This is a genomic window from Bradyrhizobium arachidis (assembly GCF_024758505.1).
GTDB lineage: Bacteria > Pseudomonadota > Alphaproteobacteria > Rhizobiales > Xanthobacteraceae > Bradyrhizobium > Bradyrhizobium manausense_C.
On sequence record NZ_CP077970.1, the window covers coordinates 5,554,952 to 5,578,466 of the forward strand.

A 23,515-nucleotide genomic window follows, 5' to 3' on the forward strand; every position below is an offset into this window, starting at 1 on the left:
CTAGTTATAGTGGCCGGGACGATTGCGCAAGGCTATTTTGTGATTTGGCCTCGCCGAGCGGCTCTGCTAACTCCACGTTGGGGTTGGGATCGGGCGTTTTCGGGGTTGCCAAGGAGGGCGGACCCGGACGGGCAGGCGCTCGCCATAGCTATGCCTTTATTGCCCCGGCTTTTCCGGATTTACTACGGGTTCGACCGGTTCGACGGGTCCTGGCAGCACTTTGAACTGCGCGGCCGGCTGTCGCCGCGCCAACAATAAACGATTGTCACAGACACTACGCGAGCAACTGAATGTCACTTTCCCCAACCAACAAGATCGCGCTCTTCATCGATGGAGCCAATCTGTATGCCACGGCGAAAACCCTTGGTTTCGATATCGATTACAAGCGCCTGCTGAAGGAATTTCAGAGCCGCGGGACGCTCCTCCGCGCGTTCTATTACACCGCCATCATCGAGGACCAGGAATACTCCTCCATCCGTCCCTTGATCGACTGGCTGGACTACAACGGCTACACCGTTGTCACCAAGGCGACCAAGGAATTCATCGACGCCTCCGGCCGCCGCAAGGTCAAGGGCAACATGGACATCGAGCTTGCGGTCGACGCCATGGAGCTCGCCGAGCACATCGACCAGATGGTGCTGTTCTCGGGTGACGGCGACTTCCGCTCGCTGGTCGAGGCGGTGCAGCGCCGCGGCGTCCGCGTCACCGTGATTTCCACGATCGCCAGCCAGCCCCCGATGATCGCCGACGAGCTGCGTCGCCAGGCCGACGTCTTCACCGACCTCGTCGAGCTGCAGTCCAAGCTCGGCCGCGACCCGTCCGAACGCCCTGCCCCGCGCGACCGTGGCGAACGTGAGACGCGTCATCATGCGCCGCAGTTCTTGCAGCGCGCGACCACGGTGGCGCCGAGGGGTGATGACGACTTCGACGATTGAGACCGGCCGATCAAGCCGGAAGGCGCCCACCGTCGTACCCGACCGTGACTGTCCGCTCTGCCCGCGACTGGTTGCCTTTCGCGAAGCCAACCGTGCGCGCGAGCCGTCGTGGCACAATGCACCGGTTGCGCCCTTCGGCGACACCAAGGCGCGCCTGCTGATCGTCGGCCTGGCGCCGGGCATGCAAGGCGCCAACCGCACGGGCCGGCCATTCACGGGCGACTATGCCGGCGACCTGCTCTACGCGACGCTGATCGAATACGGATTTGCCAAGGGCACCTATCAGGCGCGGCCTGACGACGGGCTGAAGCTGGTCGACTGCCGGATCGCCAATGCCGTGCATTGCGTGCCGCCGCAGAACAAGCCGCTGCCGGCGGAGATCAACACCTGCCGCCAGTTCCTCGTGGCAAATCTCGAGGCAATGCCAAAACTGCGCGCCATCATCGCGCTGGGACGGATTGCGCACGATAGCGTGCTGAAGCCGCTGAAGCTGAAGGCCTCGCAGGCGCCGTTCGGCCACGGCGCGGTCCACCAGGCGGGCGCGTTTCGCCTGTACGACAGCTATCACTGCTCGCGCTACAACACGAACACCGGCGTGCTGACGCCAGACATGTTCCGCAAGGTCTTTGCCCGGGTGAAGGCCGACCTCGACTAGCTCGCTATCAGGCTTTAGCGGGATTGGCCTTGAGCCAGTCCAACACGTCGCCGGCATTCCGGTCGGGTGGGAATACCGGATAGAACACGTGGGTGATGCGGGCGTCGTCGACGATCAGCGCGAGCCGCTTGATCAGCGTGAGCCCTGCGACCTCCATCGTCGGCAGCTTCAGCGCGCGGGTCATCTCCAGCTTTTCGTCCGAGAGCACCGGGAACGGCAGATGCAGCCGCGAGGCCATCTCGGTCTGGTACTCATTGCTCTGGCTCGACAGACCATAGACATGCGCGGCGCCGGCGGCCTTCAGCTCGGCGAATAGATCACGAAAGGCGCAGGTCTGCGGCGTGCAGCCGCGCGCGCCGGGAATCATGTCCCAGTCGTCGACCAGCGCGATCTTGCCGGGCTCGCCCGTGCGCGGATAGGCGAACACCACCGTGCGTCCGCGCAAGACTGACAGCTTCACGGACGTATCGTTGGTGGCGAGCAGGCTGACCGGTGGAACCGTCATGTCCTTCAGGTGCGCCGCACCGCCATCATCCGATGGTGCCGGGATCTTGCTCCAGTCGACCTCGAGCAGGTTTCGCTGAGTCATGGCCTCATCCCCTCGCCCGCATCAGGCGGCCCTTCTCCCGGCCCCAGTCGCGCTTTTTCTCGGACTCGCGCTTGTCGTGCAGCTTCTTGCCCTTGGCGACCGCGAGCTGAAGTTTTGCGCGGCCACGCTCGTTGAAATAGAGCTTGAGCGGGATCAGCGTCATGCCCTCGCGGTCCACCGCACCCATCAGCTTGTTGATTTGCTTGCGATGCAGTAGCAGCTTTCGTGGCCGCTTCGGCTCGTGGTTGAAGCGATTGCCCTGGAGATATTCGGGAATATTGGCGTTGATCAGCCAGATCTCGCCGTCCTTCGAATCGGCGTAGGACTCCGCGATCGTGCTCTTCCCGTTGCGGATCGACTTGACCTCGGTGCCGGTCAGCGCAATACCCGCCTCGACCGTGTCCTCGATCGCGTAGTTGAAACGCGCCTTACGGTTTTCCGCCACGACCTTGATCGGGCGTTCATTCTTGTCGGCCATAACGGAAAAACCTGAGCAGTATGCGCGTGCACGCTAACAGTTCGGATGAAGCGCGCGCGTCAAGACTTCTTGAGGAGATCGCGGATCTCGGTCAGCAGTTCGACCTCGCGCGACGGCTTGGGCGGAGCGGCCGGTGCGGCCTCCTCCTTGCGCTTCAGCGTGTTCATGGCGCGGATCACCAGGAACAGCACGAAAGCGACGATGATGAAGTTGATCGTCAACGTCAGGAAGCTGCCCCAAGCCAGCACCGCGCCTTGCTTTTTCGCGTCAGCCAGGTTGGTGGCGGTGACCGACTTCGACAAGCCGGTGAAGTAGTTGGAGAAGTCGAGGCCACCGGTCACGGCGCCGATCAGCGGCATGATGACGTCACCGACCAGCGAAGTGACGATGCCGCCGAAGGCCGCGCCGATGATGACACCGACCGCAAGGTCGACGACGTTGCCCTTCATGGCGAATTCGCGGAACTCCTTGAGCATCTGCATGCCCTTTTCCTCGACGCCCATGAAGAAACTCCCCCAACCGCTAACGCATCAGTTGATCAGGCCCGCATGAACCATGGCGCTACGCACCGCGACGCGCGTCGGCTCGGTGACCGGCACCATCGGCAGCCGCAACGTCTCGTCCATCTTGCCGAGCAGCGACATCGCATATTTGATCGGCGCCGGATTGCTCTCGATGAACAGGTTGTTGTGCAGCGGCATCAACTTGTCATGCAACTTTAAGGCGGTTGCGTGGTCGCCCTTCTGCCAGGCGGTGTGGAATTCCGAGCACAGGCGCGGCGCGACGTTCGAGGTCACGGAGATGCAGCCATGGCCGCCATGGGCCATGTAGCCGATGATGGTGGCGTCCTCGCCGGAGAGCTGGTTGAAGTCCTCGCCTATCGCGGCGCGCTGCTGCGACACCCGCACCATGCTGGCGGTGGCGTCCTTGACGCCGGCGATGTTCTTCAGCTCCCACAGCCGCTTCATGGTGTCGACCGACATGTCGATCACCGAGCGCCCGGGGATGTTGTAGATGATGACAGGAATTCCAATGGCATCGTTGATGGCCTTGAAGTGCTGGTAGAGCCCTTCCTGGGTCGGCTTGTTGTAGTAGGGCGTCACGACCAGCACGGCGTTGGCGCCAGCCTTCTCGGCATGCTGCGCCAGTTCGACGGCCTCGCGCGTCGAGTTCGAGCCGGCGCCGGCAATCACGGGCACCTTGCCCTTGGCCTCGTCGATGCACCATTCGACGACCTTCTTGTGCTCGTCATGGCTCAGCGTCGGGCTCTCGCCGGTGGTGCCGACCGGGACCAGGCCATGGGTGCCCTCGGAAATCTGCCAGTTGACCAGCGACCGGAAGGCGGCCTCGTCGAGGGAGCCGTTTTTGAACGGCGTGACCAAGGCGGTAAACGACCCCCGGAATTTCGTCTTGGCTGCCATGGACTTCCTCCGTACGCGTGCTGGCCTGAAAGCAAGCCTCATTCATATCGGGTCTACCCGGCCGGTAAAAGGGCTGCCCCGGAATGACGCACCGTTTAGGCCGCGATTTTGCCGCGGTGATGGTGCAAACACGGCGCCGGTAAGCCGCTGTTGGTATTTTGTCCGCATATTCAATCAAATAGAGCTGTTCCTGAGCGCTTGAATGATTCGGGGCGACGTAAAGCCGTGACTTCCTTTTCTCCTGCCGTATGGCGATCCGCCGGTCTGATCGTTTGCCTGATGGCAGGGCTGTCGGCCGGCTGCGCCGCCCTGGCCAAGTCCAATGAGACGACTGAGGCAGGGGCAAAAGAGACCGCGAAGCCCGCCGCCAAGGACCCCGCGAAGGGATCGACCAAAGGGTCGACTCAGGGAACGGGCAAGGAAAAGGCCAAGGAAACAGCCAAGGAAACGGCCAAGGGAGCGAGCAAAGGAACGGCTTCCGCCCCGGCCAAAGATGCCGGCAAGAAACCTACCAAAGATGCCGGCAAGGAACCCGCAAAAGACAAGCCGAAACCTGCGACAGCGGCCTCGGCGTCCAAATCACGACCGACCGCCAACACCTCGGCCCCCAAGACCGCACCCGCGCCGGCCGTGACGGCTACCGTCAGACCGGCCGCCCCCGTCGCCAAACCGGCCACAGCTCCCGTTCTGGCGCCCGCCACACGCCAGCATGCCACGCCGCGCAAGCCGGTGACGCCGGCCGCTGTCGCTACGACCTCCTCGACCTCGCAGGCCGACAAGGATGCGCTCGAAAACGTCATCGAGCTCGTGGGCAAGCGCCGGCAGAGCGAGGCCACCGACGTGGAGGCAACGATCTCCGATCCGGTCGCCCGCAAGCTCGCCGAATGGGTCATCCTGCGCAGCGAGAGCAACGGCGTCAGCGTCGAGCGCTACCGCAACTTCGTCACCGCCAATCCGAGCTGGCCGTCGCAGACCTTCATGCGGCGGCGACTCGAGGCCGCGTTGTGGGACGACAGGCGGGAAGAATCCGCCGCCTGGTCGTGGTTCGAGAACGTATCTCCGCTGTCGGCCAAGGGACGCTTCGTGCTCGCCAAGGCGATGCTGGCGCGCGGCGATCGCGCCAATGCCGAGCGTCTGGTGCGCGAGGCCTGGCGCAGCGACGCGATGTCGGAGGAGACCGAGAACAACGCGCTCGACCAGTTCGGCGCGCTGATTGCCGCCGGCGACCACAAGGCGCGGATGGATTCCCTGCTCTATGGGAGCGAGCACGAGGCTGCGATGCGCGCCGCCAAGCGGCTCGGCGCGGGCTATGTGGCGCTCGCCAAGGCCCGCATCGCCTCCTACAAGAAGGCGCCCAATACGCGCGCGCTGCTCGAGGCCGTGCCGCGCGAGCTGCACAACGACCCCGGCTTCCTGTTCAGCAAGATCCAGCTCCTGCGCCGCGAGGAAAAGTTCTCCGACGCCGCGCAATTGATGCTGTCGGCGCCGAAGGATCCGGGCCGGCTCTACAATCTCGACGAATGGTGGATCGAGCGGCGCCTGCTCGCGCGCAAGATGATCGACACCAACGAATTCCGCAGTGCCTATCTGATCGCGCGCGATGCGGCGCTGCCCGCGCGCGACATCTACAAGACCGAGCAGGAATTCACCGCCGGCTGGATCGCGCTGCGTTTCCTCAACGATCCCGCCACCGCCAGCCAGCATTTTGCCCGCATCGGCGTCGGCAGCGTCAACCCCACCACGCTCGCGCGCGCGGGCTACTGGCAGGGCCGCGCGGCTGAGGCCGCCGGCCGCCAGCAGGAGGCGCGCGCAGCCTTCGCCCGCGCCGCCGAGCAGTCGACCAGCTATTACGGCCAGCTCGCCCGCGCCAAGCTCGGCCTGCCGCAGCTCGAGCTCAACGGCACGCCACGCGGCCGCGGCGGCGACCGGCTCGAGATCGTGCGCGCAGTGCAGCTGCTCTACGAGCTCGATGAGCGCGAGTATGCGATTCCGATCCTCGCCGACATGGGCGAGAACGGCGATCCGGAAGCGCTGGGCGCCCTTGGCGAGCTCACCGCGCGCTACAGCGATGCCCGCGGCATGCTGCTGCTCGGCAAGGCCGCGCTCAACCGCGGCCTGCCCTTCGACCACTACGCCTATCCGGTCAACGGCATCCCGAACTTCACGCCGATCGGCCCCGAGGTCGAGCGCAGCATCGTCTACGCGATCGCTCGCCAGGAGAGCGCGTTCAATCCGGCCGTGGTGTCGCCGGCGCAGGCCTACGGGCTGATGCAAGTGACGCCGGACGCGGCGCGCTATGTCTGCAAGCGGCACGGCGCGACCTACGACCTGTCCCGGCTGAAGAACGATTCGGTCTACAACGCGACCCTAGGATCTGCCGAGCTCGGCGGACTGCTCGAGGATTATCGCGGCTCCTACATCATGACGTTCGCCGCCTACAATGCCGGGCGCGGCAGCGTGAAGAAGTGGGTCGAGCGCTATGGTGATCCGCGCGATCCCAAGGTCGATGCCGTGGACTGGGTCGAGTTGATTCCGTTCTCGGAGACGCGCAATTACGTGCAGCGGATCATGGAGAACCTGCAAGTCTATCGCGCCCGCTTCGGCGGCGGCACGAAGCTTCAGATCGAAGCCGATTTGCATCGCGGCGCAGGCAGCGTGGAGTAGCGGGCGAGCCGACCCCGTGCCGTTGCGTCGGCGACGCAACCTCTGTCCGGGATAGGCTGGGATCGACGCGCGGCGAAGCTGGAACGCCGAGGCAGGTATCAACTGGTCTAAAGCGCGACGACGATTCAACCCAAAGCCATCGCACTTTAGTGGGCGGACACCTCGATCAGCGGGCCCAGGATTGCCTGCTCGCGCCAGGCAAAGCCGTGCGGTCGCGCGGATATCCCTGCGACCAATAGGGATTGACGAGGCACATGGCCGAAAGCCCTGAGGCCGCCGCCTTGCACTGCTCCCACGTCGCAAAGCCGCAATAGATCGCGCTGCCGCCGCCCCATTCCCACTTCTGCATGCAAACGGGGGAAGCGGAATCGTAGCGTTGAGCGCTTGCTGGCGTGATGACCATCGTCATCGCAATGACTGGAAGCACCATGGGAAGCGTTCGCATAGAATCCTCCTGGGCCATGGCCGACTGTCGACGCCCGCCGTATATCTCGTCCCGCTCTGATAGTTTCCAAGTCTGCCGCACGAAAAAGTCATCGCAGGCCCCCGCGGTTGCCGAGCGAGGAGTCGATCGTCACACCGAGCTCGCACCAGCCGGTCAAAGCAAAACCCCCGGCAGTTTCCCGCCGGGGGCTCTGTTAGATCAGACGACTGATCTTAGAAGTTGCGCTGAGCGCGGAGGAGCAGCTGGAGCGAGTCCTGATCCTTCAGCTCATACACGGCAGCCGGCTTGGCAGCGGCAGCGGTGTTGGCTCCCGAAACGGTGCCAGAGTACTTCTGGTCCAGTCGCGAGTAGCTCAGGTCCGCAGTGAAGGCCAGGCCCTTGAGCGGGGTCCACACGGTGTTGATACCGATAACGCCGAAGTTGAAGTCCGGGTTACAGGTCGCGCCAGCGGACGGGCCGAGAGCAGCGAAGTTGGCGCAGATCAGGGCCTTGCCCGTATCGCCATACTTCAGCTGAGCATGCCACCGTAGATGCCGCTCGTCCAGTTCGGGCTCCAGTTGTGGGTATAGCCGCCACGGAAGCCCTAGGTCTTGACGGTATCGATGCCGGTACCAACACCGGCCACAGTACCGAAGACGCCATCAGCAACACCGGCGAAACCGACGCTCTGGTAGGCTCCAGCCACGCCCGTGCCGCTGTACATGAAGAATGCTTGCGGGAACAGGCTCTGGAAGTTGTAGCGAGACGCACCGTCCGTGTAGACCGCCTGCAAGTTGATCGAGTCACCCGCACCAGTCGGGATGTTCTTGATCGACAAAGCGCCCTGGATGGCGAAGCCCCACTTGTCGCCGGGATGACCGGTGAGTTCCGTGGTGCCGTACCAAGCCGGATGCATTTCATGCGCGGCAACCGACAACTGGGCGAGACCCCAAGCCTGGTCAACGCGGATCTGACCGACGATGTCAGGTGAACGCGTTCCACCCCAATCATTGAGGCCGTAGGTGCCCTGGGTGAACGTTGCAGCCGCAGCGGCCGTCACGTTCCAGAGGTTCGACTGGCCACCGGCCGCCGTCGTCATATCCTGCAACGACACCGAACCCGTGATGCCCTGACCGAAATCAGCCGTGTAGGTGACCTGGTTGACACCGGTCACGTTGTTGCTGCCGCCCGGAATGGTATCGGGACCGCCAGCCGGATAGCTCTGCCACGGAGCGTCGAAGATCGAGACCGTACGGCCGAAGGTGAAGCCAGCGAACTGGATGAACGCGTGGTAGAGGCCGAGCGAAGCCGAACCGGTCGAGAACGCCGACGGGCTGCTGCCGGTGACCGTGGTCGTATCCCAGGTGAAGACCATATCGGCGTAGGTGCGGACCACGCCGTACTCGGTCGCCGTACGCGTATCGACGGTGAAGTCCATACGAGCGCGGCTGTAGTAGTAGTTGGTCAGACGGTTGTTCGAACCAGGGTTCGCGCCCTGACGGAAGTTATAGTCACCAGCGCCGCCAAGCATCGTGTCAGCGCGCAGGTAGCCGCCGAACTTGATGCAGGTGTCAGTGCCCGGCATGAACGCTCCGGAACGGCCCTGCTGAACGTGTTTTCCGGCTGGTGTTGCACAAATAGCACGCAGTTGTGATCACAACGCCGTTGTAACTATTTGTTTTCCATGCCGTTTTCCGACCGGTTCCATTTGCTTCGAAATTTCCCCACTTGGAGAACCCTGCGCCGTCCGCCCCCTTCTCGCGCGTCCGACGCACTCGAATCGAGGAATCGCGGCACGACTCGGCAGCTCCCCATTGGTTCGGGCTGAGATGAGAAGACAGATGCACCGAAGCAGATTTGCGCGTGGAACCGGACGACATGCGCACGCAGATTCGCGCTGCCGACATGGCTGCGTTACGGACACTCTATATGTGAAGGGAAGAATGTGGCTGGCGGAGACGGAGGGATTCGAACCCTCGATAGGCCTTTACAAGCCTATAACGGTTTAGCAAACCGCCGCCTTCAGCCACTCGGCCACGTCTCCAGCGAGCCGGGTATGCCCGACACGGCGGCGAGCCGCAAGCGGCAGAATTGGGGCTGGCGGGTTTCTTTGCACATGAAAGCTTTGACAGCGACGGGAGCCAAGGACAGGTCGGAACTGGCTGAGGTCCACAGCGCCGGCCGGCCGTCGTCACGCCCGCACAGCGGGTAGCCATCGCGTCAGTTGGCCGGCATCGATATTGTCGCGCGCGGAATCTCGGCACTAGCGCGGTAGTTTCGTGCCTTGAAGCGCGAGCGGCGGCCGTTGTTCTCTCCAGCAAAGGCGACTAGAGTTTTTGCACCAGTTCGCCAAAGCACAGACCCGTCATCGGGGTCCAGAAACCCAATCACATGTCGCAGCAAAGCCGCAACAAGGGAGCTTCGGCCCCCTCCTCACTCCATACGTCGGCTATTCTGGATCAGGCAATTGCGGCGCACCGTTCGGGCGATCTCCCGGCGGCGGAACGTGCCTACACGACCATCCTGAGGGGAAGTAGAACGCATCCCATTGCGCTCCATATGCTGGGGCTGTTGCACGCCCAGCGCGGCAATTTCGCGGACGCCGAGCCATTGCTCAAGAAGGCTGTCCGCGTCGACTCCGGTAATCCCGACGTTCTTTTCAACTATGCCAACGTGCTGCGTGCATTGGACAAGACAGACGATGCGCTCGCTTGGCTTGCGAAAGCGATTGCCCTGTCGCCGAACTTCGCAGATGCGCATCTCAATCGCGGAGCGATCCTGATGGCGCGGCAGGAGCTTCATGGCGCCATCGCGGAATTCGATCGCGCCATTGCGATCGCGCCATCCAGCGCAGCGTTCGCAAACCGAGGCAGTGCGTTCCAGCAGCTCGATCGGCTTGATGAAGCGCATGACAGCTACCAAAGAGCCGTCGAGCTTGCACCGTCGAATCCACAGAACCATTTCGCCTTGTCTGAGGTCCTCGCCCAATTGGGTCGACACGACGAAGCTGTCGCAGCGCTCGAAAGAACGGTCGCACTGAAGAAGGCTTTCCCTTTTGCGTTAAGCAAGCTCGTTGCTTCCAGGCGGCAGCTTGCCGACTGGCGCAGTTTCGAAACTGAACAGGCCGCCCTGGACGAGGCCGTCGAAGCCGGCGTGGCGGTCGACCCCTTCACCTTCTTTCATGCCTCGTCGTCACCCGCACACCAATTGACCTGTGCGAAGACATATGTCGCCAACGTCGCCCCGGAACGAGGTGCCGCGATACCCAAAACGCCGTCACCGGTTTCCCGGCTGCGGGTGGCGTACATGTCTGCCGATTTCCGCAGTCACGCCACTGCGCATCTGATGGCCGGACTTTTCGAGGAGCACGACCGTGAGCGTTTCGACGTCAGCGCCATCTCCTACGGACCGGATGACCGCAGCGAGATGCGCGGCCGCCTGAAGGCGGCATTCGAACGCTTCGAAGACGTCAGCCATCTTACCGACGAGGACGTGGTCAAGCTGATACGCCAGCTCGACATTGAGGTCCTCGTCGATCTCGGAGGCTTCACCGCCGGTGCGCGGCCGAAAATCCTTGCGCGCCGGCCGGCTCCCATCCAGGTCAACTATCTCGGCTTTCCCGGCACGATGGGCGCGTCCTATATCGACTACATCATGGCTGACCGGATCGTCATCCCCGAAGGAGAGCAGAAGCATTACGCCGAGAAGGTGATTTATCTCCCCGACAGCTATCAGGCGACCGACGCGAAGCGAACGGACCTGTCAAATGTACCGGCCCGGAGCGAGGTCGGACTGGCGGACGATGCATTCGTCTACTGTGCGTTCAACAGAACGTCCAAGATCACGCCTCTGCTGTTTGATGTCTGGATGAGGCTGCTTACCAAGACCGCCGGCAGTGTCCTTTGGCTGCTTGATAGCGACCCGATTGCCCGAGAGAATCTGAGGCGTGAAGCGGTTGCGCGGGGTATCGCCGCCGAGAGGATCGTGTTCGCCCCACACGTCCCTCCTGAGGAGCACTTGGCGCGCCACCAGCTCGCCGATCTCTTCCTGGACACGTCGCCCTACAACGCCCATACCGCGGCCAGCGACGCCCTATGGGCTGGCTTGCCGGTCCTGACCTGCCTCGGCACCGCCTTTGCGGGACGTGTTGCAGCCAGTCTCCTGAATGCCGTCGGCCTTCCTGAGTTGGTGACGCGATCGCTGGACGAATATGAGGGTTTGGCGCTTCGGATCGCGCACGATTCCGAGCTTCGGACCGCCCTCAAGAGCAAGCTGAAGACGCATCGGTCCACTTGGCCTCTCTTCGACACAGTCGGCATGACGCGACACGTCGAAAAGGCCTTCAATGAAATATGGCGCCGGCATTGCGCAGGCGAAGCGCCGGCCTCGTTTGCCGTCTAAGATCGCCTTGGCGCAATCCACCGATCGGTCAAAGTTCGGTTCCCTACGGCGGAGCGAACCGGTCAGTGCATGGTGATCCAGGCCCGCGCCTCGCGCTGCGCGGCCGCGATCTCGTCATTCGACATCTGCGCCGCGAGCTCCTGGCGATGGGCGATCGCATCCCTGCGGCCCTTCAGCGCCGCGAGATTGAACCACTTGTGCGCGGCAACGAGGTCGACGAGGCCGGAGCGGCCGCTCGCCCAGTAAAGCCCGCGCTCGAACAGCACGTCCGACAGCGCTGTGGCGTCGATCGGCGTCGCCGTCTCGAGATCAAAGGTCCCCTGAAACATGTCGCATCCCCTTTTATTCTTGTGCCGCCTCGTCCCCCGAGCGCGGCTCCCGTCCAACTGTTCAACTCTTCCCCATGCCGTTTGCCGGCTTGTTGGAGAGGATCATGGCGAGCAAATTTGAATGGCAGTTTAAGTATCGCGATGAAGGGGACGTAAACGCGCAAGGGCCGGTCCGGCGCACGAAAATGCAAAAAGCATCGATTTAACCGACACTTCCGCGCCACGTCAGAAACGGTTTACCATCCCGATTTTCGGACAACGATAACCATGGCGCGCGGTGCTAGGCGCGCTTGCTTGCGGGTATTCGCCAGCGCAAGCAGACGACAAGTGTCCACCGCCGCGATCTCTCGCGCTACAGCGCGGGCCGCGTGACGAACTCAATCAGCGATGTCGGGGAAATGAAAAGCGCCGGTCATCGACGACGGCGTCAGGAGCGAGGGCGTCGGCGAACACGTCAGGACCGGATCTCACCTTGGCCGCAAGGCCATTTGTGAAATTGCGGAGCCAAAGAAGGCTGACCGCACCGAACGAAGAAAACTGGTTTCTTCTGCCGGACCGGAAACCCGAGCGAGCAAGCTCGCAGGAGATTGACGATCCGACCGTCGACCTGATGTCTCGCCGACACCCTCTTTCGCCGTCAGAGCCCGTTGCTTTCGCTGATGGCTCTAATGACGCGCCGGCCGTCTAGCAGCCGGCAACTTCGACTAGGCGAAGTTACTTCTTCTTCTTGGCGACCTTGCGGGTCTTCTTCGCAGTCTTCTTCACTGCGCTCTTCGCCTTCTTCGCCTTCTTCGCTTTCTTGGCCATGTTGCCCTCCGATGTGTGAGATGGCTTTAATCGCTGCGTGCACTCGGGGATCGAGATGCACTTCATCCCGAATACACCAACGCGAAGAAAAAAACAGCTTCTCGCTTAAGGAAGTGTTGACGCAGCAAAGCGCCTGCGCCAGCCGCGCTTGATTTGCCGACACACAGAGGCGCGTGTCTGCGATTGCAAATACTGCTCGCAGCATCGACGTCAGCGAGAGCAGCGATTGCAAGAAAACTCTATGCAGCAAGTATTTTTCTGTGCACGCGCATCGCGCATGATCAGGGCGATGATGCGCATCGCGACGCGCTCGATCATGCCGCCGAGGCGCGTCGCGGACTCTGAGTCGGGAATTTTGGCAACGAAAATATTTTCATGCTTAACGGCGCAATCGCTCGCCGAAGCGTGCGCAAGCCACCGTTGTACGCGAATCGCGTCGCGGCGATTCGCAGGCCGTTCGCAACAAGAGCGGGGCGAGGTTTGGTGTCGATGACGCCAGGCAAGCGTCGCGGCGTGAGCTGAAGCAAGGTGACGGAGACCGCTCCGTCACCTCGCACGACGCGCGGCGTCAGACGCCGAGCTTGGACTTGAGGAGGTCGTTGACCGCTTGCGGGTTGGCCTTGCCGCCGGACGACTTCATGACCTGACCGACGAACCAGCCGAGCGACTGCGGCTTGTCCTTGACCTGCGCGGCCTTGTCGGGATTGGCCGCGATGATGTCGTCGACCACCTTCTCGATCGCCGAGAGGTCGGTGACCTGCTTCATGCCGCGGCTCTCGACGAGCGCGCGGGGATCGCCGCCTTCCTGCCAGACGATCTCGAACAGGTCCTTGGCGATCTTTCCGGAGATCGTGCCCTCGCCGATCAAATCGACGATCGCCGCAAGCTGCCCGGCATTGACCGGAGAGCCGGTAATACCCCGGCCTTCCTTGTTGAGGCGGCCGAACAATTCGTTGATCACCCAGTTCGCGGCCACCTTGCCGTCGCGCGCGCGGTTGGCGAGGCCCGAAAGCACAGTCTCGTAGAACTCCGCGCTCTCGCGCTCGGCGACCAGCACGCTCGCATCATAGGGAGACAGCGAAAAGTCGGCGACGAAGCGCGCCTTCTTCTGGTCCGGCAGCTCAGGGAGCTTCGCCTTCAGCTCGTCGACGAAGTTCTGCGAGAACTCCAACGGCAAGAGATCGGGATCCGGGAAGTAACGATAGTCGTGCGCCTCTTCCTTGGAGCGCATCGAGCGCGTCTCGCCCTTGTTGGGGTCGTAAAGCCGCGTCTCCTGGTCGATCGCCCCGCCATCCTCGAGGATCTCGATCTGGCGGCGCGCCTCGTACTCGATCGCCTGGCCGATGAAGGTGATCGAGTTCATGTTCTTGATCTCGCAGCGCGTGCCGAGCGGCCCGCCGGGGCGGCGCACCGAGACGTTGACGTCGGCGCGCAAGGACCCCTTCTCCATGTCGCCGTCGCAGGTGCCGAGATAGCGCAGGATCGAGCGCAGTTTTGTCACATAGGCCTTGGCCTGCTCGGCGTCGCGGATATCAGGTTTTGAGACGATCTCCATCAGCGCCACGCCGGAGCGGTTGAGATCGACATAGGACATGGTCGGCGACTGGTCGTGCAGCAACTTGCCGGCGTCCTGCTCAAGGTGCAGCCGCTCGATGCCGACAGTGACGCTGCGTCCGCCGTCGAGCTCGACCAGCACCTCGCCCTCGCCCACGACGGGCGACTTGTACTGGCTGATCTGGTAACCCTGCGGCAGGTCCGGATAGAAATAGTTTTTCCGGTCGAACACCGACCGCAGATTGATTTTTGCGTTGAGCCCAAGCCCGGTCCGGACAGCCTGCCTGACGCATTCCTCGTTGATCACGGGCAGCATGCCCGGCATCGCCGCGTCGACCAGCGAGACATGTGTGTTCGGATCGCCGCCGAAGGCGGTGGACGCGCCCGAGAACAGTTTTGAGTTCGACGTCACCTGGGCATGGATCTCCATGCCGATGACCATCTCCCAGTCACCGGTGGCGCCTTTGAGAAGCTTGTGGGGGACGGCGGGTGCGTTCATGGGTCTCAATGTCCGGATAAAACCATATCGGGGATGGTTGGGCTTCGCGCAACGGATCGTGCCAGTCAAGCTGGAGAACGTGGCGCGTCAATGATCGAACGGCCTACCCGGCCCATGTTGTACCGTCGACGCCGCTCACTCGGGCATTGACGCAGGCCTCGCACGCGCCGTAGAAGTTGTGTGCAGGGGGCAGTGCATGTTTTTTCGGGTTTCGATGCTGGTGGCTGTGGCCGCCATTCTCGTGTCATGTTCGACACCTTACCAGCAACAAAGCTTTACCGGCGGATCCGACGTCAAGGAGCTGAGGCCCGACGTCTTCCGCGTGAGCTTCCAGGGCAATGGCTACACCACCCGGGAGAGCGTTCAGGTCTATTGGCTTTATCGTGCTGCCCAGCTCGCGGTCGAAAAGGGATTTGCCGGATTTGAACTCCTGTCTGACATTCAGTTCGTGATGCGCCGGCCGCCGGCGGACTACCGGAGCAGCACCCGCCTCAGCAGCGCTGTGCCGTCGTTGCGCACCCTCATCCCGGTATCGCCGCAGGAGAGCGCTGCTTTCAGGATCTGGGACCGAGGCGATCTCGCCAGCCGGTCGGATCAGCCGATCCGGCTCGCGCGCGGCGGCGCCGTGTTCATCTACACGGGCGGCGGAGCAGCGGTGCCCAAACCCGGAATCGAGGCCGACGTTCACTTCCTCCCGGCACCGGTCGAGGCGGCTCCCCCGAAAGTGTTCAATGCCAAGACGCTGCTTGCCCAGTTGGAACCGCTCATCAAGGCCGAGCGGTGCAATCTCGGCAATATCTGTCCGCATGTTCACGAGTATCTGCTGCCCAAGGGAACGCTGCGATAGCGCGCCCCGCAAGTGCGGCCCGCCGTCTCTACGCTCCGAGCAGCGTGGTCGCGATCCGCTCCCACTCCGCCTGCAATGAATCCTTTGCCGTCGGCTGGCCGGCCTGGCGGTACCAATAGCCGGCATTGCCGAGATCGCCCTCGACGCGGTGCAGATAGGCATGCACCCAGGCCGCCTCGCGACCATTCTCGTCCTGCACGATCTTGTGGGCCTTGTCCCAGTCGCCCTTGGCGGCCCACCAGAGACCTGCAAGCGGCGCGCTGAGGTCGGGCGCGGGGCCCGCGCCGTCGAGGCTGGCGATGTACGCCGCCACGTTCACCACCACCTCGCGGGCGTGAAGCGGCCGGCGGCCTGCTCGATGACTTCGCCGAGCGAGAACAGCGTCTCCTCATCGAAGGGACGGCCGATCAGTTGCAGGCCGAGCGGCAAGCCCTGCGCATCCTTGCCCGCGGGCACGCCGATGCCGGGCAGGCCCGCCATGTTCACGGTGACGGTGAAGATGTCGTTGAGATACATCTCGACGGGGTCGGCGCCGCCCTTCTCGCCGATGCCGAAGGCCGCCGATGGCGTCGCCGGGGTGAGGATCGCGTTCACGCCCTTGGCAAAGCAATCCTCGAAGTCTTTCTTGATCAGCGTGCGCACTTTTTGGGCGCGCAGGTAATAGGCGTCGTAATAGCCGGCGGAAAGCACATAGGTGCCGATCATGACGCGCCGGCGCACCTCTGCGCCAAAACCTTCGGCGCGGGTGTTCTCGTACATGTCGATGATGTTCTTGCCCTGCTCGCGCAGGCCGTAGCGCATGCCGTCATAGCGCGCGAGGTTGGACGAGGCCTCTGCCGGCGCCACGATGTAATAGGCCGGCAGCGCGTATTTGGTGTGCGGCAGCGACACCTCGACGAGCTCGGCGCCGGCCGCCTTCAGCCAGGCTGCGCCCGCTTCCCAAAGCTTTTCGATCTCGGCCGGCATGCCGTCGAGCCGGTACTCCTTGGGAATGCCGATCTTCATGCCCTTCACGGACCTGCCGATCGCGGCCTCGTAGTCCGGCACGGCAATGTCGACCGACGTCGTATCCTTGGGGTCGTGGCCCGCCATCGAGCGCATCAGAATCGCGGCATCGCGCACGCTGCGCGCGATCGGACCGGCCTGGTCGAGCGAAGACGCAAAGGCAACGATGCCCCAGCGCGAGCAGCGGCCATAGGTCGGCTTGATGCCGACGGTCGCGGTGAACGCCGCCGGCTGGCGGATCGAGCCGCCGGTGTCGGTCGCGGTCGCGCCCATGCACAGCAATGCAGCAACGGCCGAGGCTGAGCCGCCGGACGAGCCGCCCGGCACCAGCGTGGTGTTGGAACCCTCGCGCCGCCAGGGATTGCCGACCGGTCCGAAGCACGAGGTCTCATTCGACGAGCCCATGGCGAACTCGTCATTGTTGAGCTTGCCGAGCATGACGGCGCCGTCGCGCCAGAGCTGCGAGGTGATCGTGGACTCGTAAGTCGGCACGAAATTGCCGAGGATCTTTGAGCAGGCGGTCGTGCGCACGCCCTTGGTCGCGAACAGATCCTTGATGCCGAGCGGGATGCCGGCGAGCGGACCCGCATCGCCCTTGGCGATCTTGCCGTCGGCCTCGCGCGCCATGGCACGCGCCTGGTCGGGCGTCTCCATGACGAAGGCATTGAGCACGCGCGCCGCCTCCATCGCGGAAAGATGCGCGTCGGTCAGCTCCAGCGACGTGAAAGTCTTGGCCGCGAGACCCTTGCGGGCCTCGGCGAGCGTCAGCGATGTCAAATCGGTCATTTATTGATCGGGCTACAGAAGAACGGGGACAGGGTCTTGTCGTTGGCCGGGTCGTCTTTCTTGACGGCGGCATTCGCTGCCGCCTCGAGCTGGTCGAGCACGGCATTGACGGCGACATTGGGATCGGCAGCCTTGCCCTGCCGCTCCATCGCGTCGAGATAATTCATGTAGGCCTGATAGGCCTTCTCATCGTCGCATAGCAGGCACATCGCAACGTTCCAAAAGTTTACTCGACAACCTTCGGCACTAGGAAGAAGTGCCCCTCGGTCGCCGGCGCGTTGGCAACGATATCGTCGGCGATCTCGCCATCATTGACCACGTCTTGCCGCTTCTTCATCTCCATCGGCGTAACCGACGTCATCGGCTCGACGCCATCGACGTTGACCTCGGAGAGTTGCTCGACGAAGGCCAGCATGGCGTTGAGCTCGCCCTGCAAATGGGAAACTTCGTCGTCCCTGACCGCAATACGCGCCAAATGCGCGATGCGGCGGACGGTCACGGCGTCGACTGACATTATATAGGACCTCGGACGGCAGAGATAAGCCTGCCGTATAGCAGAGGCCGCTTTTGCGCCGCAACCAGCGCTATCAGCCTAGCCGGCCAGCGCTTTCAGGCGGGCAAGCGCCGTTTTGGCCAGATCCCGGGTCAATTCGGCCGCCGGGACCTCGCGGCCCAAGCCGATGGCCTGGCCCGCCCAGAGATTTGTGAATTCCACCCTGCCCTGCTTTTCGGCAGCCGCCTTCAGGGGCCCGAGCGCGGTCGCCGCATGCGGGAAGCTTGGTGCATCCGGCGAGATCGGGCCGACCTCGCGCATCACGCGGTTGGCGACGCCGCGAGCCGGGCGTCCGGTCATGACGTTTGTGATGACGGTCGAGGCATCACCGGCCTCCGCCAGCGCCTTTCGCGCTGATACACTGACCTTGGATTCCGGACAGCGCAGATAGGCGCTTCCGATCTGCACGCCGGACGCCCCGAGCGCGAAGGCCGCCGCGATGCCGCGCCCGTCAGCAATGCCGCCGGCTGCGATCACCGGCACCTTCACGGCATCGACCACCTGCGGCACCAGCGCAAAGGTGCCGGGCTGCTCTGCGATGTTGTCGGTCAGAAACATGCCGCGATGGCCGCCGGCCTCGGCACCTTGCGCGATTACGGCATCGACGCCGTTCTGCTCGAGCCAGACCGCTTCCTTGACTGTCGTCGCCGAGGAAATGACGAGGCAGCCGGCCGCCTTCACGCGCCTCAGCAGCGCCTGGTCCGGCAGGCCGAAATGGAAGCTGACGACCTCCGGCTTCAGCTCCTCCACGACATCGCAGAACGCCGCATCGAACGGCGCGCGATTGGCCGCAGCAATCGGCGCGGACGGATCAAGGCCGTACTCCTCGTAGTAAGGCGTCAGCCGCTCTTTCCAGCGCGCTTCCGATTCCGCCGAGAGCTCGAGCGGCTTGTGGCAGAAGAAGTTGACGTTGATCGGCGCGGAGACGCGCTGGCGGATGATGTTGACCTGCTCGCGCGCCTTCTCGGCCGAGATCATCGCGCACGGCAGCGAGCCCAGCGCGCCGCCTTGCGCGGCCGCGATCACCAGCTCCGCATCCATGATGCCCGCCATCGGCGCCAGCACGATGGGGAACTCGGTCTTGAAGAGGTCGATCAGTCGACGATTGGGCCACATGGTTTCTCTCTCGCTCTTCCCCTCTCCCCTTGTGGGAGAGGGTGGATCGCCGCGTAGCGGCGAGACGGGTGAGGGGTTTGTATCCGCGGAGACAGACCTCTCAAATTTGCTTGTGTTCGCCGCGGGCAGAACCCCTCATCCGGCGCTGCGCGCCACCTTCTCCCACAAGGGAGAAGGGAAAGAAGCACCGGAATTGCGCCGGCCGGCCAGAAGCTGCTCGGCTTCGGTTGCGATCCGCGCGACGATCTCGGCGGCCGGTGGAATATCATGGATCAGGCCGACGGCCTCGCCCGCAATGACGGCGGCGACGTCGAAATTGCCGGCCGCCTTGGCCGCTGCATAGTCCGCCGCGACCGTGGCGACATTCTGCATCAACTCGACCTCGCGGCCGATCCAGCGGCGGGCGTGGTCGTTGATCAGGCAACGTCCTGTGAACGGCGCCGGCCAGACATTGTTGCGGGAGAGATCGAAGATGATGCCGCGCACGGTCTCGCCGCTAGCAGCACGACAGATGCGCCGCTTGGCCTCGTCGGCGCCGTCGGCTTCCTCGCTCGCATAGAAGCGCGTGCCGAGCAGCACGCCGCTCGCGCCCAGCATCAGCATCGCGGCGAGCCCGCGCCCGTCGGCGATGCCGCCGGCTGCCACCACGGGCACGCGGCCTGCAGCCAGATCGACAATCGCGGGCACGAGATCGACCGTGGTGCGCGAAGCGCCATGGCCGCCCGCTTCCGTCCCCTGCGCGATGAGGACATCCGCACCGGCGTCGAGCGCCTGCCGCGCCATGGTTTCGTCCTGCACCTGACAGATCAGCCGGACGCCAGCAGATTTGATCTTTGGTGCGAACGGTGCGGGATCGCCGAACGACAGCATGATCGCGCCCGGCCGCGCCGCGAGTGCGATGTCGAGAAGCTCCGGACGCTTCGCGAGGCTCCAGGTGATGAAGCCGATGCCGAACGGCGCGCTCAAACCTCTAAGCTTGGCCGTCTCCTGGTCCAGCCAGGCTCGCTCGCCATAACCGCCGCCGAGTATCCCGAACCCACCGGCGCGACTGACCGCCGTCACGAGGCGTGCGCCCGCGACGACATCCATTGGCGCAAGCAAGATCGGATGCTCGGATCCAAGAAGCCTGGTGAGTGGTGTGGCGATTGGCACGGCGTCCTCCGGTCTGGACAGCAAGACTAGACGGGACTAGCATTCTCTAAAATTGAATTATAGCGAACGCTGCCATCTCGAAAACGAAACGAGACCATGGAACTCAGCGATATCAAGACCTTTGCCGCAGTGGCCCGCACCGGCGGCATCACCCGGGCCGCGGAAGAGCTCAACACCGTACAGTCGAACGTCACGCAGCGGATCAAGGCCCTGGAGGCCGAGATCGGCACGCCGCTGTTCGAGCGGCACAGCCGCGGCATGACGCTGACCGGCGCCGGCAAGCGGCTGCTGCCCTATGCGCAACGAATGGCCGCGCTCTCGCGCGAAGCACTGCTCGCCGCGCGCGACGACGGCGAGCCGAAGGGACCGCTTGCGATCGGCTCGATGGAGACGACCGCTGCCGTGCGCCTGCCGCCCCTGCTCGCCGATTTCCACCGCCGCTTCCCCGCGGTGCGGCTGAGCTTGCGCACGGCAACCACGGCCGATCTCGTCGCCGCCGTGCTCGATGGCTCGCTCGACGGTGCGTTCGTCGCAGGTCCCATCGATCATGCCGACCTCACCGCAACAAGCGCTTTTCGCGAGGAGCTGGTGTTGGTCAGCGCGCGGCGCTGGACGACGCTGGCCGAACTGCGCGCGGGCACGCCGGAGTCCGGCCCCACCGCGCTCGTCTTCCGCACCGGCTGCACCTACCGCCAGCGCATCGAGCAGATTTTTGTCGAGTTCGGCTGGCCCTCGGCGGCGCGCTTCGAACTCGGCACGCTCGACGGCATGATCGGCTGCGTCGCCGCCGACATGGGGGTGACGCTGTTGCCGCGCGCGGTCGTCGCCCGCAGCGAGATGAACGGCAGCGTGTCCATCCATACGCTGAGCCCGGCCTATACCGGCGTCGAGACGCTGTTCATCCAGCGCCGCACCGGACATCACTACAGCGCGCTGAATGGCTTCGCGTCCTGCCTGAACAAAGACGAGCAAGTCATCGCGGCTTGAGGTCCTTTGCCTCCGCCGCGCATCGCATGCTATGCGCATGCCTATGCCGGCTCTTATCCTACCCCTGGTCGATGCTGCAACCCACTGGCCCGAACGCGGGGCGTTGATCGGGCTCGATCTCGGCACCAAGACCATCGGTGTCGCGGTGTCCGATCCGGACCGGCGGCTCGCGACCGGCGTCGAGACGATCCAGCGCAAGGCCTTCAAGCAGGACGCAGCCCGGCTGCTCGCCATCGCGACCGAGCGCAAGGCAGTCGGCTTCGTGCTCGGCCTTCCCATCAACATGGACGGCAGCGAAGGCCCGCGCGCGCAATCGACCCGCGCCTTCGCCCGCAACCTTGCCGGCCTCACTGCGCTTCCGATCGGGTTTTGGGACGAGCGGCTCTCGACCGCCGCCGTCGAGCGCGAACTGATCGGCATGGACGTCAGCCGCGCCAAGCGCGCCGAGGTGATCGACGAGCACGCCGCCATCTTCATCCTGCAAGGCGCGCTCGACCGGCTCGCCAATCTGCGGCGGACGGACTGACCATGGCCGTCGTCATCGCGGCGCTGCTCCCGGTCTTCATCCTGATCGTGCTCGGCGTCGTCCTCAAGCGCACCCTGATGCGGCTCGACACGCAGTGGCACGGCCTGGAGCGCCTGACCTACTACGTGCTGTTTCCGATGCTGCTGATCCAGACGCTCGTGAAGGCCGACCTGGGCACGGTGCCGGTCGCCGGCGTCGGCAGCGCGCTGCTCCTGTCGGCGCTGGTGATGTCGCTGCTGTGCCTGGCGCTCCGCCCTGCTCTGGCGCGGCTCGGCATCGACGGCCCCGCCTTCACCTCGATCTTCCAGGGCGCGACGCGTTGGCAGACCTACGTGGCGCTCTCGGTATCAGCCAATCTGTTCGGCGACGTCGGCCTGGCGGTGGCGTCGGTGGCGATGGTCGCCATCATCCCTCTGGTCAACGTGTTCAGTGTCGCCGTGCTCGCGCACTATGCCGCGCCGGAAAAGCAGTCTGCGCGTGCGATCGTCATGACGGTGGCAAGCAATCCCCTGATCTGGGCCTGCGCCATCGGCCTCTTCGTCAATGTCGTGCACCTGCCGCTGCCAAAGATCTGGCATGACGTGGCCGATGCGCTGAGCCGCTCCTCGCTCGCCATCGGCCTGCTCGTCACCGGCGCGGGCCTGCATCTCAAGGGGCTATTGCGTCCAAGCCTTGGTGCCAGCCTCGGCGTCGCCTTCAAGCTGGCGCTGATGCCCGCGCTGGCGCTGGTCCTGGCGCTGTGGTTCGGGCTGTCAGGCAAAAGCCTCACCATCGTCGCGATCTGCGCGGCCGTGCCGACCTCGCCGAGCGCCTATGTGCTGGCCCGCCAGATGGGCGGCGATGCGCCGCTGCTCGCGCAAATCATCACGCTGCAGACGATACTTGCGGCGATCACGATGCCGATCGCGATCGCTCTGGTCGCCTGACGCCTACTCCCCCAGCCACATCGTCAGCACCACCGCGGTCAGATTGTTGAGCGCGTGAAGCATGATCGTCAGCCATAGCGAATTTGCACGGTAGCGCATGTAGCCGAACCACAGGCCGATGCAGAAGACTTCAGCGAGGAAGTAGAGGTCGTACTGGAGGTGCACGACGGTCCACACCAGCGAGGACAGGATGATCGCGCCTGGCACGCGAAGAAAGCTTTCGGACCACCCGCGATACAGAAAGCCTCGCGCGAGCACTTCTTCGGACATCGGTGCGGCCAAGCTGAAGGCGAACAGGAGAATGACCGCGGCGCCCTTGTCCCGGCCCGACTTCAAAAGATCGGTCATGACGCCCGGCGTCGCCTCACGGCCCATCGCGCGGGACATCGTTTCCCAGATCAGCACGACCAGCAGGAGGCCGAGCGCGCCGAGCAAAAACTGCTTCCACGACGGCCAGCGCAGCGCGAGGTAGTCGGCGAACGAGGCGCCCTTCAAGCGAATGGCGAGCCACACGGCTGCGAGCGTTGTGGGCAAGCCCATGATGACCGACAGCGCCAGCGCGGCTGGCTCGTGACCGATGCGCTGCATCGCCGCCAGATCGATAGGGCCGCCGCGAGCCCAGACCAGATAGACGATGGCGCCGATCTGGCCGACGAACATCGCCCCGAAGATGACGAGGCCCCAGAGCGCGGTGCCCCAAAACTTCCAGACGTGCGGCCGAGGCGCGACGGTGAGGGGCGGATGATCGGGATTGAGGGAGTCCATCAATTCTCTTTCGATTGGTCGGCCCGTGTCACCTCCTCGTCATGGCCGGGCTCGTCCCGGCCATCCACGTGCAGCAGTGTATGCGGCAAAGCGTGG

At 64.0% G+C, this 23,515-nt stretch carries 24 protein-coding genes and 1 tRNA gene; 8 read left to right on the top strand and 17 right to left on the bottom strand.

Annotated elements, in window-relative coordinates:
- Window positions 1–290: 290 nt before the first annotated feature.
- Window positions 291–935 (top strand): LabA-like NYN domain-containing protein, encoded by a 645-nt coding sequence (locus KUF59_RS25790; protein ID WP_212460969.1) that lies wholly within the window; start codon window positions 291–293, stop codon window positions 933–935.
- Entirely contained in the window at window positions 916–1,590 is a 675-nt protein-coding gene (locus KUF59_RS25795; protein ID WP_212460970.1) for a uracil-DNA glycosylase, read from the top strand. Before KUF59_RS25790 ends, KUF59_RS25795 begins: the two co-directional genes overlap by 20 nt.
- Before the next feature lie 7 nt (window positions 1,591–1,597).
- Here KUF59_RS25795 and KUF59_RS25800 read toward each other — a convergent pair whose 3' ends face one another.
- Genes KUF59_RS25800 through dapA form a run of 4 tightly spaced genes read right to left on the bottom strand, consistent with a single transcriptional unit; the run spans window position 1,598 to window position 4,078 of the window.
- A complete protein-coding gene (locus tag KUF59_RS25800) occupies window positions 1,598–2,179 on the bottom strand; it encodes a peroxiredoxin (RefSeq protein WP_212460971.1) in 582 nt (193 codons plus the stop codon).
- Between the two features lie 4 nt (window positions 2,180–2,183).
- Window positions 2,184–2,657 (bottom strand): SsrA-binding protein SmpB, encoded by a 474-nt coding sequence (gene smpB, locus KUF59_RS25805; RefSeq protein WP_212460972.1) that lies wholly within the window; start codon window positions 2,655–2,657, stop codon window positions 2,184–2,186.
- Between the two features lie 59 nt (window positions 2,658–2,716).
- Window positions 2,717–3,160: a large conductance mechanosensitive channel protein MscL gene (gene mscL / locus KUF59_RS25810; protein WP_212460973.1), complete on the bottom strand. Its 444-nt coding sequence runs from the start codon at window positions 3,158–3,160 to the stop codon at window positions 2,717–2,719.
- A gap of 27 nt (window positions 3,161–3,187) precedes the next feature.
- Window positions 3,188–4,078, bottom strand: a complete 891-nt coding sequence (gene dapA / locus KUF59_RS25815) for a 4-hydroxy-tetrahydrodipicolinate synthase (RefSeq protein WP_212460974.1) — start codon at window positions 4,076–4,078, stop codon at window positions 3,188–3,190.
- 279 nt (window positions 4,079–4,357) lie between these two features.
- Between dapA and KUF59_RS25820 the strand changes: the two genes are divergently transcribed.
- Entirely contained in the window at window positions 4,358–6,742 is a 2,385-nt protein-coding gene (locus KUF59_RS25820; protein WP_212460975.1) for a transglycosylase SLT domain-containing protein, read from the top strand.
- Window positions 6,743–6,908: 166 nt separating this feature from the next.
- Here KUF59_RS25820 and KUF59_RS25825 read toward each other — a convergent pair whose 3' ends face one another.
- The 4 genes from KUF59_RS25825 to KUF59_RS25835 form a co-directional block, all read right to left on the bottom strand.
- Window positions 6,909–7,187, bottom strand: a complete 279-nt coding sequence (locus KUF59_RS25825) for a DUF3551 domain-containing protein (protein WP_212460976.1) — start codon at window positions 7,185–7,187, stop codon at window positions 6,909–6,911.
- Between the two features lie 212 nt (window positions 7,188–7,399).
- Entirely contained in the window at window positions 7,400–7,744 is a 345-nt protein-coding gene (locus KUF59_RS44085; protein ID WP_309501004.1) for a porin, read from the bottom strand.
- Between the two features lie 26 nt (window positions 7,745–7,770).
- A complete protein-coding gene (locus KUF59_RS25830; RefSeq protein ID WP_309500866.1) occupies window positions 7,771–8,751 on the bottom strand; it encodes a porin in 981 nt (326 codons plus the stop codon).
- 365 nt (window positions 8,752–9,116) lie between these two features.
- Window positions 9,117–9,210: transfer RNA gene (locus tag KUF59_RS25835), tRNA-Ser, on the bottom strand.
- A gap of 347 nt (window positions 9,211–9,557) precedes the next feature.
- Between KUF59_RS25835 and KUF59_RS25840 the strand changes: the two genes are divergently transcribed.
- Window positions 9,558–11,567 (top strand): O-linked N-acetylglucosamine transferase, SPINDLY family protein, encoded by a 2,010-nt coding sequence (locus KUF59_RS25840; protein WP_212460977.1) that lies wholly within the window; start codon window positions 9,558–9,560, stop codon window positions 11,565–11,567.
- 62 nt (window positions 11,568–11,629) lie between these two features.
- Here KUF59_RS25840 and KUF59_RS25845 read toward each other — a convergent pair whose 3' ends face one another.
- Window positions 11,630–11,896, bottom strand: a complete 267-nt coding sequence (locus tag KUF59_RS25845; RefSeq protein ID WP_212460978.1) for a hypothetical protein — start codon at window positions 11,894–11,896, stop codon at window positions 11,630–11,632.
- Window positions 11,897–13,271: 1,375 nt separating this feature from the next.
- Window positions 13,272–14,756, bottom strand: a complete 1,485-nt coding sequence (gatB, locus tag KUF59_RS25850) for an Asp-tRNA(Asn)/Glu-tRNA(Gln) amidotransferase subunit GatB (protein WP_212460979.1) — start codon at window positions 14,754–14,756, stop codon at window positions 13,272–13,274.
- Between the two features lie 196 nt (window positions 14,757–14,952).
- Here gatB and KUF59_RS25855 point away from each other — a divergent pair, with 196 nt between their 5' ends.
- Window positions 14,953–15,603, top strand: coding sequence for a CC0125/CC1285 family lipoprotein (locus KUF59_RS25855; RefSeq protein ID WP_212460980.1), 651 nt, complete (start codon window positions 14,953–14,955; stop codon window positions 15,601–15,603).
- Window positions 15,604–15,631: 28 nt separating this feature from the next.
- Here the strand turns inward: KUF59_RS25855 and KUF59_RS25860 are convergent, their stop codons facing one another.
- The 6 genes from KUF59_RS25860 to KUF59_RS25885 form a co-directional block, all read right to left on the bottom strand.
- Window positions 15,632–15,928, bottom strand: coding sequence for a hypothetical protein (locus KUF59_RS25860; RefSeq protein ID WP_212460981.1), 297 nt, complete (start codon window positions 15,926–15,928; stop codon window positions 15,632–15,634).
- Window positions 15,919–17,394, bottom strand: coding sequence for an Asp-tRNA(Asn)/Glu-tRNA(Gln) amidotransferase subunit GatA (gene gatA / locus KUF59_RS25865; protein WP_212460982.1), 1,476 nt, complete (start codon window positions 17,392–17,394; stop codon window positions 15,919–15,921). The genes KUF59_RS25860 and gatA overlap by 10 nt, the downstream gene beginning before the upstream one ends.
- Window positions 17,391–17,603, bottom strand: coding sequence for a hypothetical protein (locus KUF59_RS25870; protein WP_140982211.1), 213 nt, complete (start codon window positions 17,601–17,603; stop codon window positions 17,391–17,393). Before KUF59_RS25870 ends, gatA begins: the two co-directional genes overlap by 4 nt.
- Window positions 17,604–17,620: 17 nt before the next feature.
- Window positions 17,621–17,908, bottom strand: coding sequence for an Asp-tRNA(Asn)/Glu-tRNA(Gln) amidotransferase subunit GatC (gene gatC / locus KUF59_RS25875; RefSeq protein WP_212460983.1), 288 nt, complete (start codon window positions 17,906–17,908; stop codon window positions 17,621–17,623).
- A gap of 78 nt (window positions 17,909–17,986) precedes the next feature.
- A complete protein-coding gene (locus KUF59_RS25880; RefSeq protein WP_212460984.1) occupies window positions 17,987–19,063 on the bottom strand; it encodes an NAD(P)H-dependent flavin oxidoreductase in 1,077 nt (358 codons plus the stop codon).
- A gap of 135 nt (window positions 19,064–19,198) precedes the next feature.
- Complete coding sequence (locus KUF59_RS25885; RefSeq protein WP_212460985.1) at window positions 19,199–20,215, bottom strand: NAD(P)H-dependent flavin oxidoreductase; 1,017 nt, start codon at window positions 20,213–20,215, stop codon at window positions 19,199–19,201.
- 96 nt (window positions 20,216–20,311) lie between these two features.
- On the opposite strand from KUF59_RS25885, the gene KUF59_RS25890 reads away from it, so the two are divergent.
- From KUF59_RS25890 to KUF59_RS25900, 3 genes are read left to right on the top strand one after another with little or no spacing between them, the layout of a single operon-like run.
- The gene (locus KUF59_RS25890; RefSeq protein WP_212460986.1) at window positions 20,312–21,202 is read left to right on the top strand and encodes a LysR family transcriptional regulator; all 891 of its coding nucleotides are present in this window, start codon (window positions 20,312–20,314) and stop codon (window positions 21,200–21,202) included.
- Between the two features lie 43 nt (window positions 21,203–21,245).
- Window positions 21,246–21,728, top strand: coding sequence for a Holliday junction resolvase RuvX (gene ruvX / locus KUF59_RS25895; RefSeq protein ID WP_212460987.1), 483 nt, complete (start codon window positions 21,246–21,248; stop codon window positions 21,726–21,728).
- Window positions 21,729–21,730: 2 nt separating this feature from the next.
- Window positions 21,731–22,654, top strand: coding sequence for an AEC family transporter (locus tag KUF59_RS25900; protein ID WP_212460988.1), 924 nt, complete (start codon window positions 21,731–21,733; stop codon window positions 22,652–22,654).
- Window positions 22,655–22,657: 3 nt separating this feature from the next.
- Here the strand turns inward: KUF59_RS25900 and KUF59_RS25905 are convergent, their stop codons facing one another.
- Complete coding sequence (locus tag KUF59_RS25905; protein WP_212460989.1) at window positions 22,658–23,419, bottom strand: CPBP family intramembrane glutamic endopeptidase; 762 nt, start codon at window positions 23,417–23,419, stop codon at window positions 22,658–22,660.
- Between the last annotated feature and the right edge of the window lie 96 nt (window positions 23,420–23,515).

Coding starts and splice junctions, on each gene's coding strand:
- KUF59_RS25870 (WP_140982211.1), bottom strand. CDS start 17,603: ATGTGCCTGCTATGCGACGATGAGAAGGCCTATCAGGCCTACATGAAT.
- KUF59_RS25800 (WP_212460971.1), bottom strand. CDS start 2,179: ATGACTCAGCGAAACCTGCTCGAGGTCGACTGGAGCAAGATCCCGGCA.
- KUF59_RS25825 (WP_212460976.1), bottom strand. CDS start 7,187: ATGCGAACGCTTCCCATGGTGCTTCCAGTCATTGCGATGACGATGGTC.
- smpB (WP_212460972.1), bottom strand. CDS start 2,657: ATGGCCGACAAGAATGAACGCCCGATCAAGGTCGTGGCGGAAAACCGT.
- KUF59_RS25890 (WP_212460986.1), top strand. CDS start 20,312: ATGGAACTCAGCGATATCAAGACCTTTGCCGCAGTGGCCCGCACCGGC.
- KUF59_RS25820 (WP_212460975.1), top strand. CDS start 4,358: ATGGCAGGGCTGTCGGCCGGCTGCGCCGCCCTGGCCAAGTCCAATGAG.
- KUF59_RS25790 (WP_212460969.1), top strand. CDS start 291: ATGTCACTTTCCCCAACCAACAAGATCGCGCTCTTCATCGATGGAGCC.
- dapA (WP_212460974.1), bottom strand. CDS start 4,078: ATGGCAGCCAAGACGAAATTCCGGGGGTCGTTTACCGCCTTGGTCACG.
- gatB (WP_212460979.1), bottom strand. CDS start 14,756: ATGAACGCACCCGCCGTCCCCCACAAGCTTCTCAAAGGCGCCACCGGT.
- KUF59_RS25905 (WP_212460989.1), bottom strand. CDS start 23,419: ATGGACTCCCTCAATCCCGATCATCCGCCCCTCACCGTCGCGCCTCGG.
- KUF59_RS25900 (WP_212460988.1), top strand. CDS start 21,731: ATGGCCGTCGTCATCGCGGCGCTGCTCCCGGTCTTCATCCTGATCGTG.
- ruvX (WP_212460987.1), top strand. CDS start 21,246: ATGCCGGCTCTTATCCTACCCCTGGTCGATGCTGCAACCCACTGGCCC.
- KUF59_RS25880 (WP_212460984.1), bottom strand. CDS start 19,063: ATGTGGCCCAATCGTCGACTGATCGACCTCTTCAAGACCGAGTTCCCC.
- KUF59_RS25795 (WP_212460970.1), top strand. CDS start 916: ATGACGACTTCGACGATTGAGACCGGCCGATCAAGCCGGAAGGCGCCC.
- gatA (WP_212460982.1), bottom strand. CDS start 17,394: ATGACCGATTTGACATCGCTGACGCTCGCCGAGGCCCGCAAGGGTCTC.
- KUF59_RS25845 (WP_212460978.1), bottom strand. CDS start 11,896: ATGTTTCAGGGGACCTTTGATCTCGAGACGGCGACGCCGATCGACGCC.
- gatC (WP_212460983.1), bottom strand. CDS start 17,908: ATGTCAGTCGACGCCGTGACCGTCCGCCGCATCGCGCATTTGGCGCGT.
- KUF59_RS25840 (WP_212460977.1), top strand. CDS start 9,558: ATGTCGCAGCAAAGCCGCAACAAGGGAGCTTCGGCCCCCTCCTCACTC.
- mscL (WP_212460973.1), bottom strand. CDS start 3,160: ATGGGCGTCGAGGAAAAGGGCATGCAGATGCTCAAGGAGTTCCGCGAA.
- KUF59_RS25830 (WP_309500866.1), bottom strand. CDS start 8,751: ATGCCGGGCACTGACACCTGCATCAAGTTCGGCGGCTACCTGCGCGCT.
- KUF59_RS25855 (WP_212460980.1), top strand. CDS start 14,953: ATGTTTTTTCGGGTTTCGATGCTGGTGGCTGTGGCCGCCATTCTCGTG.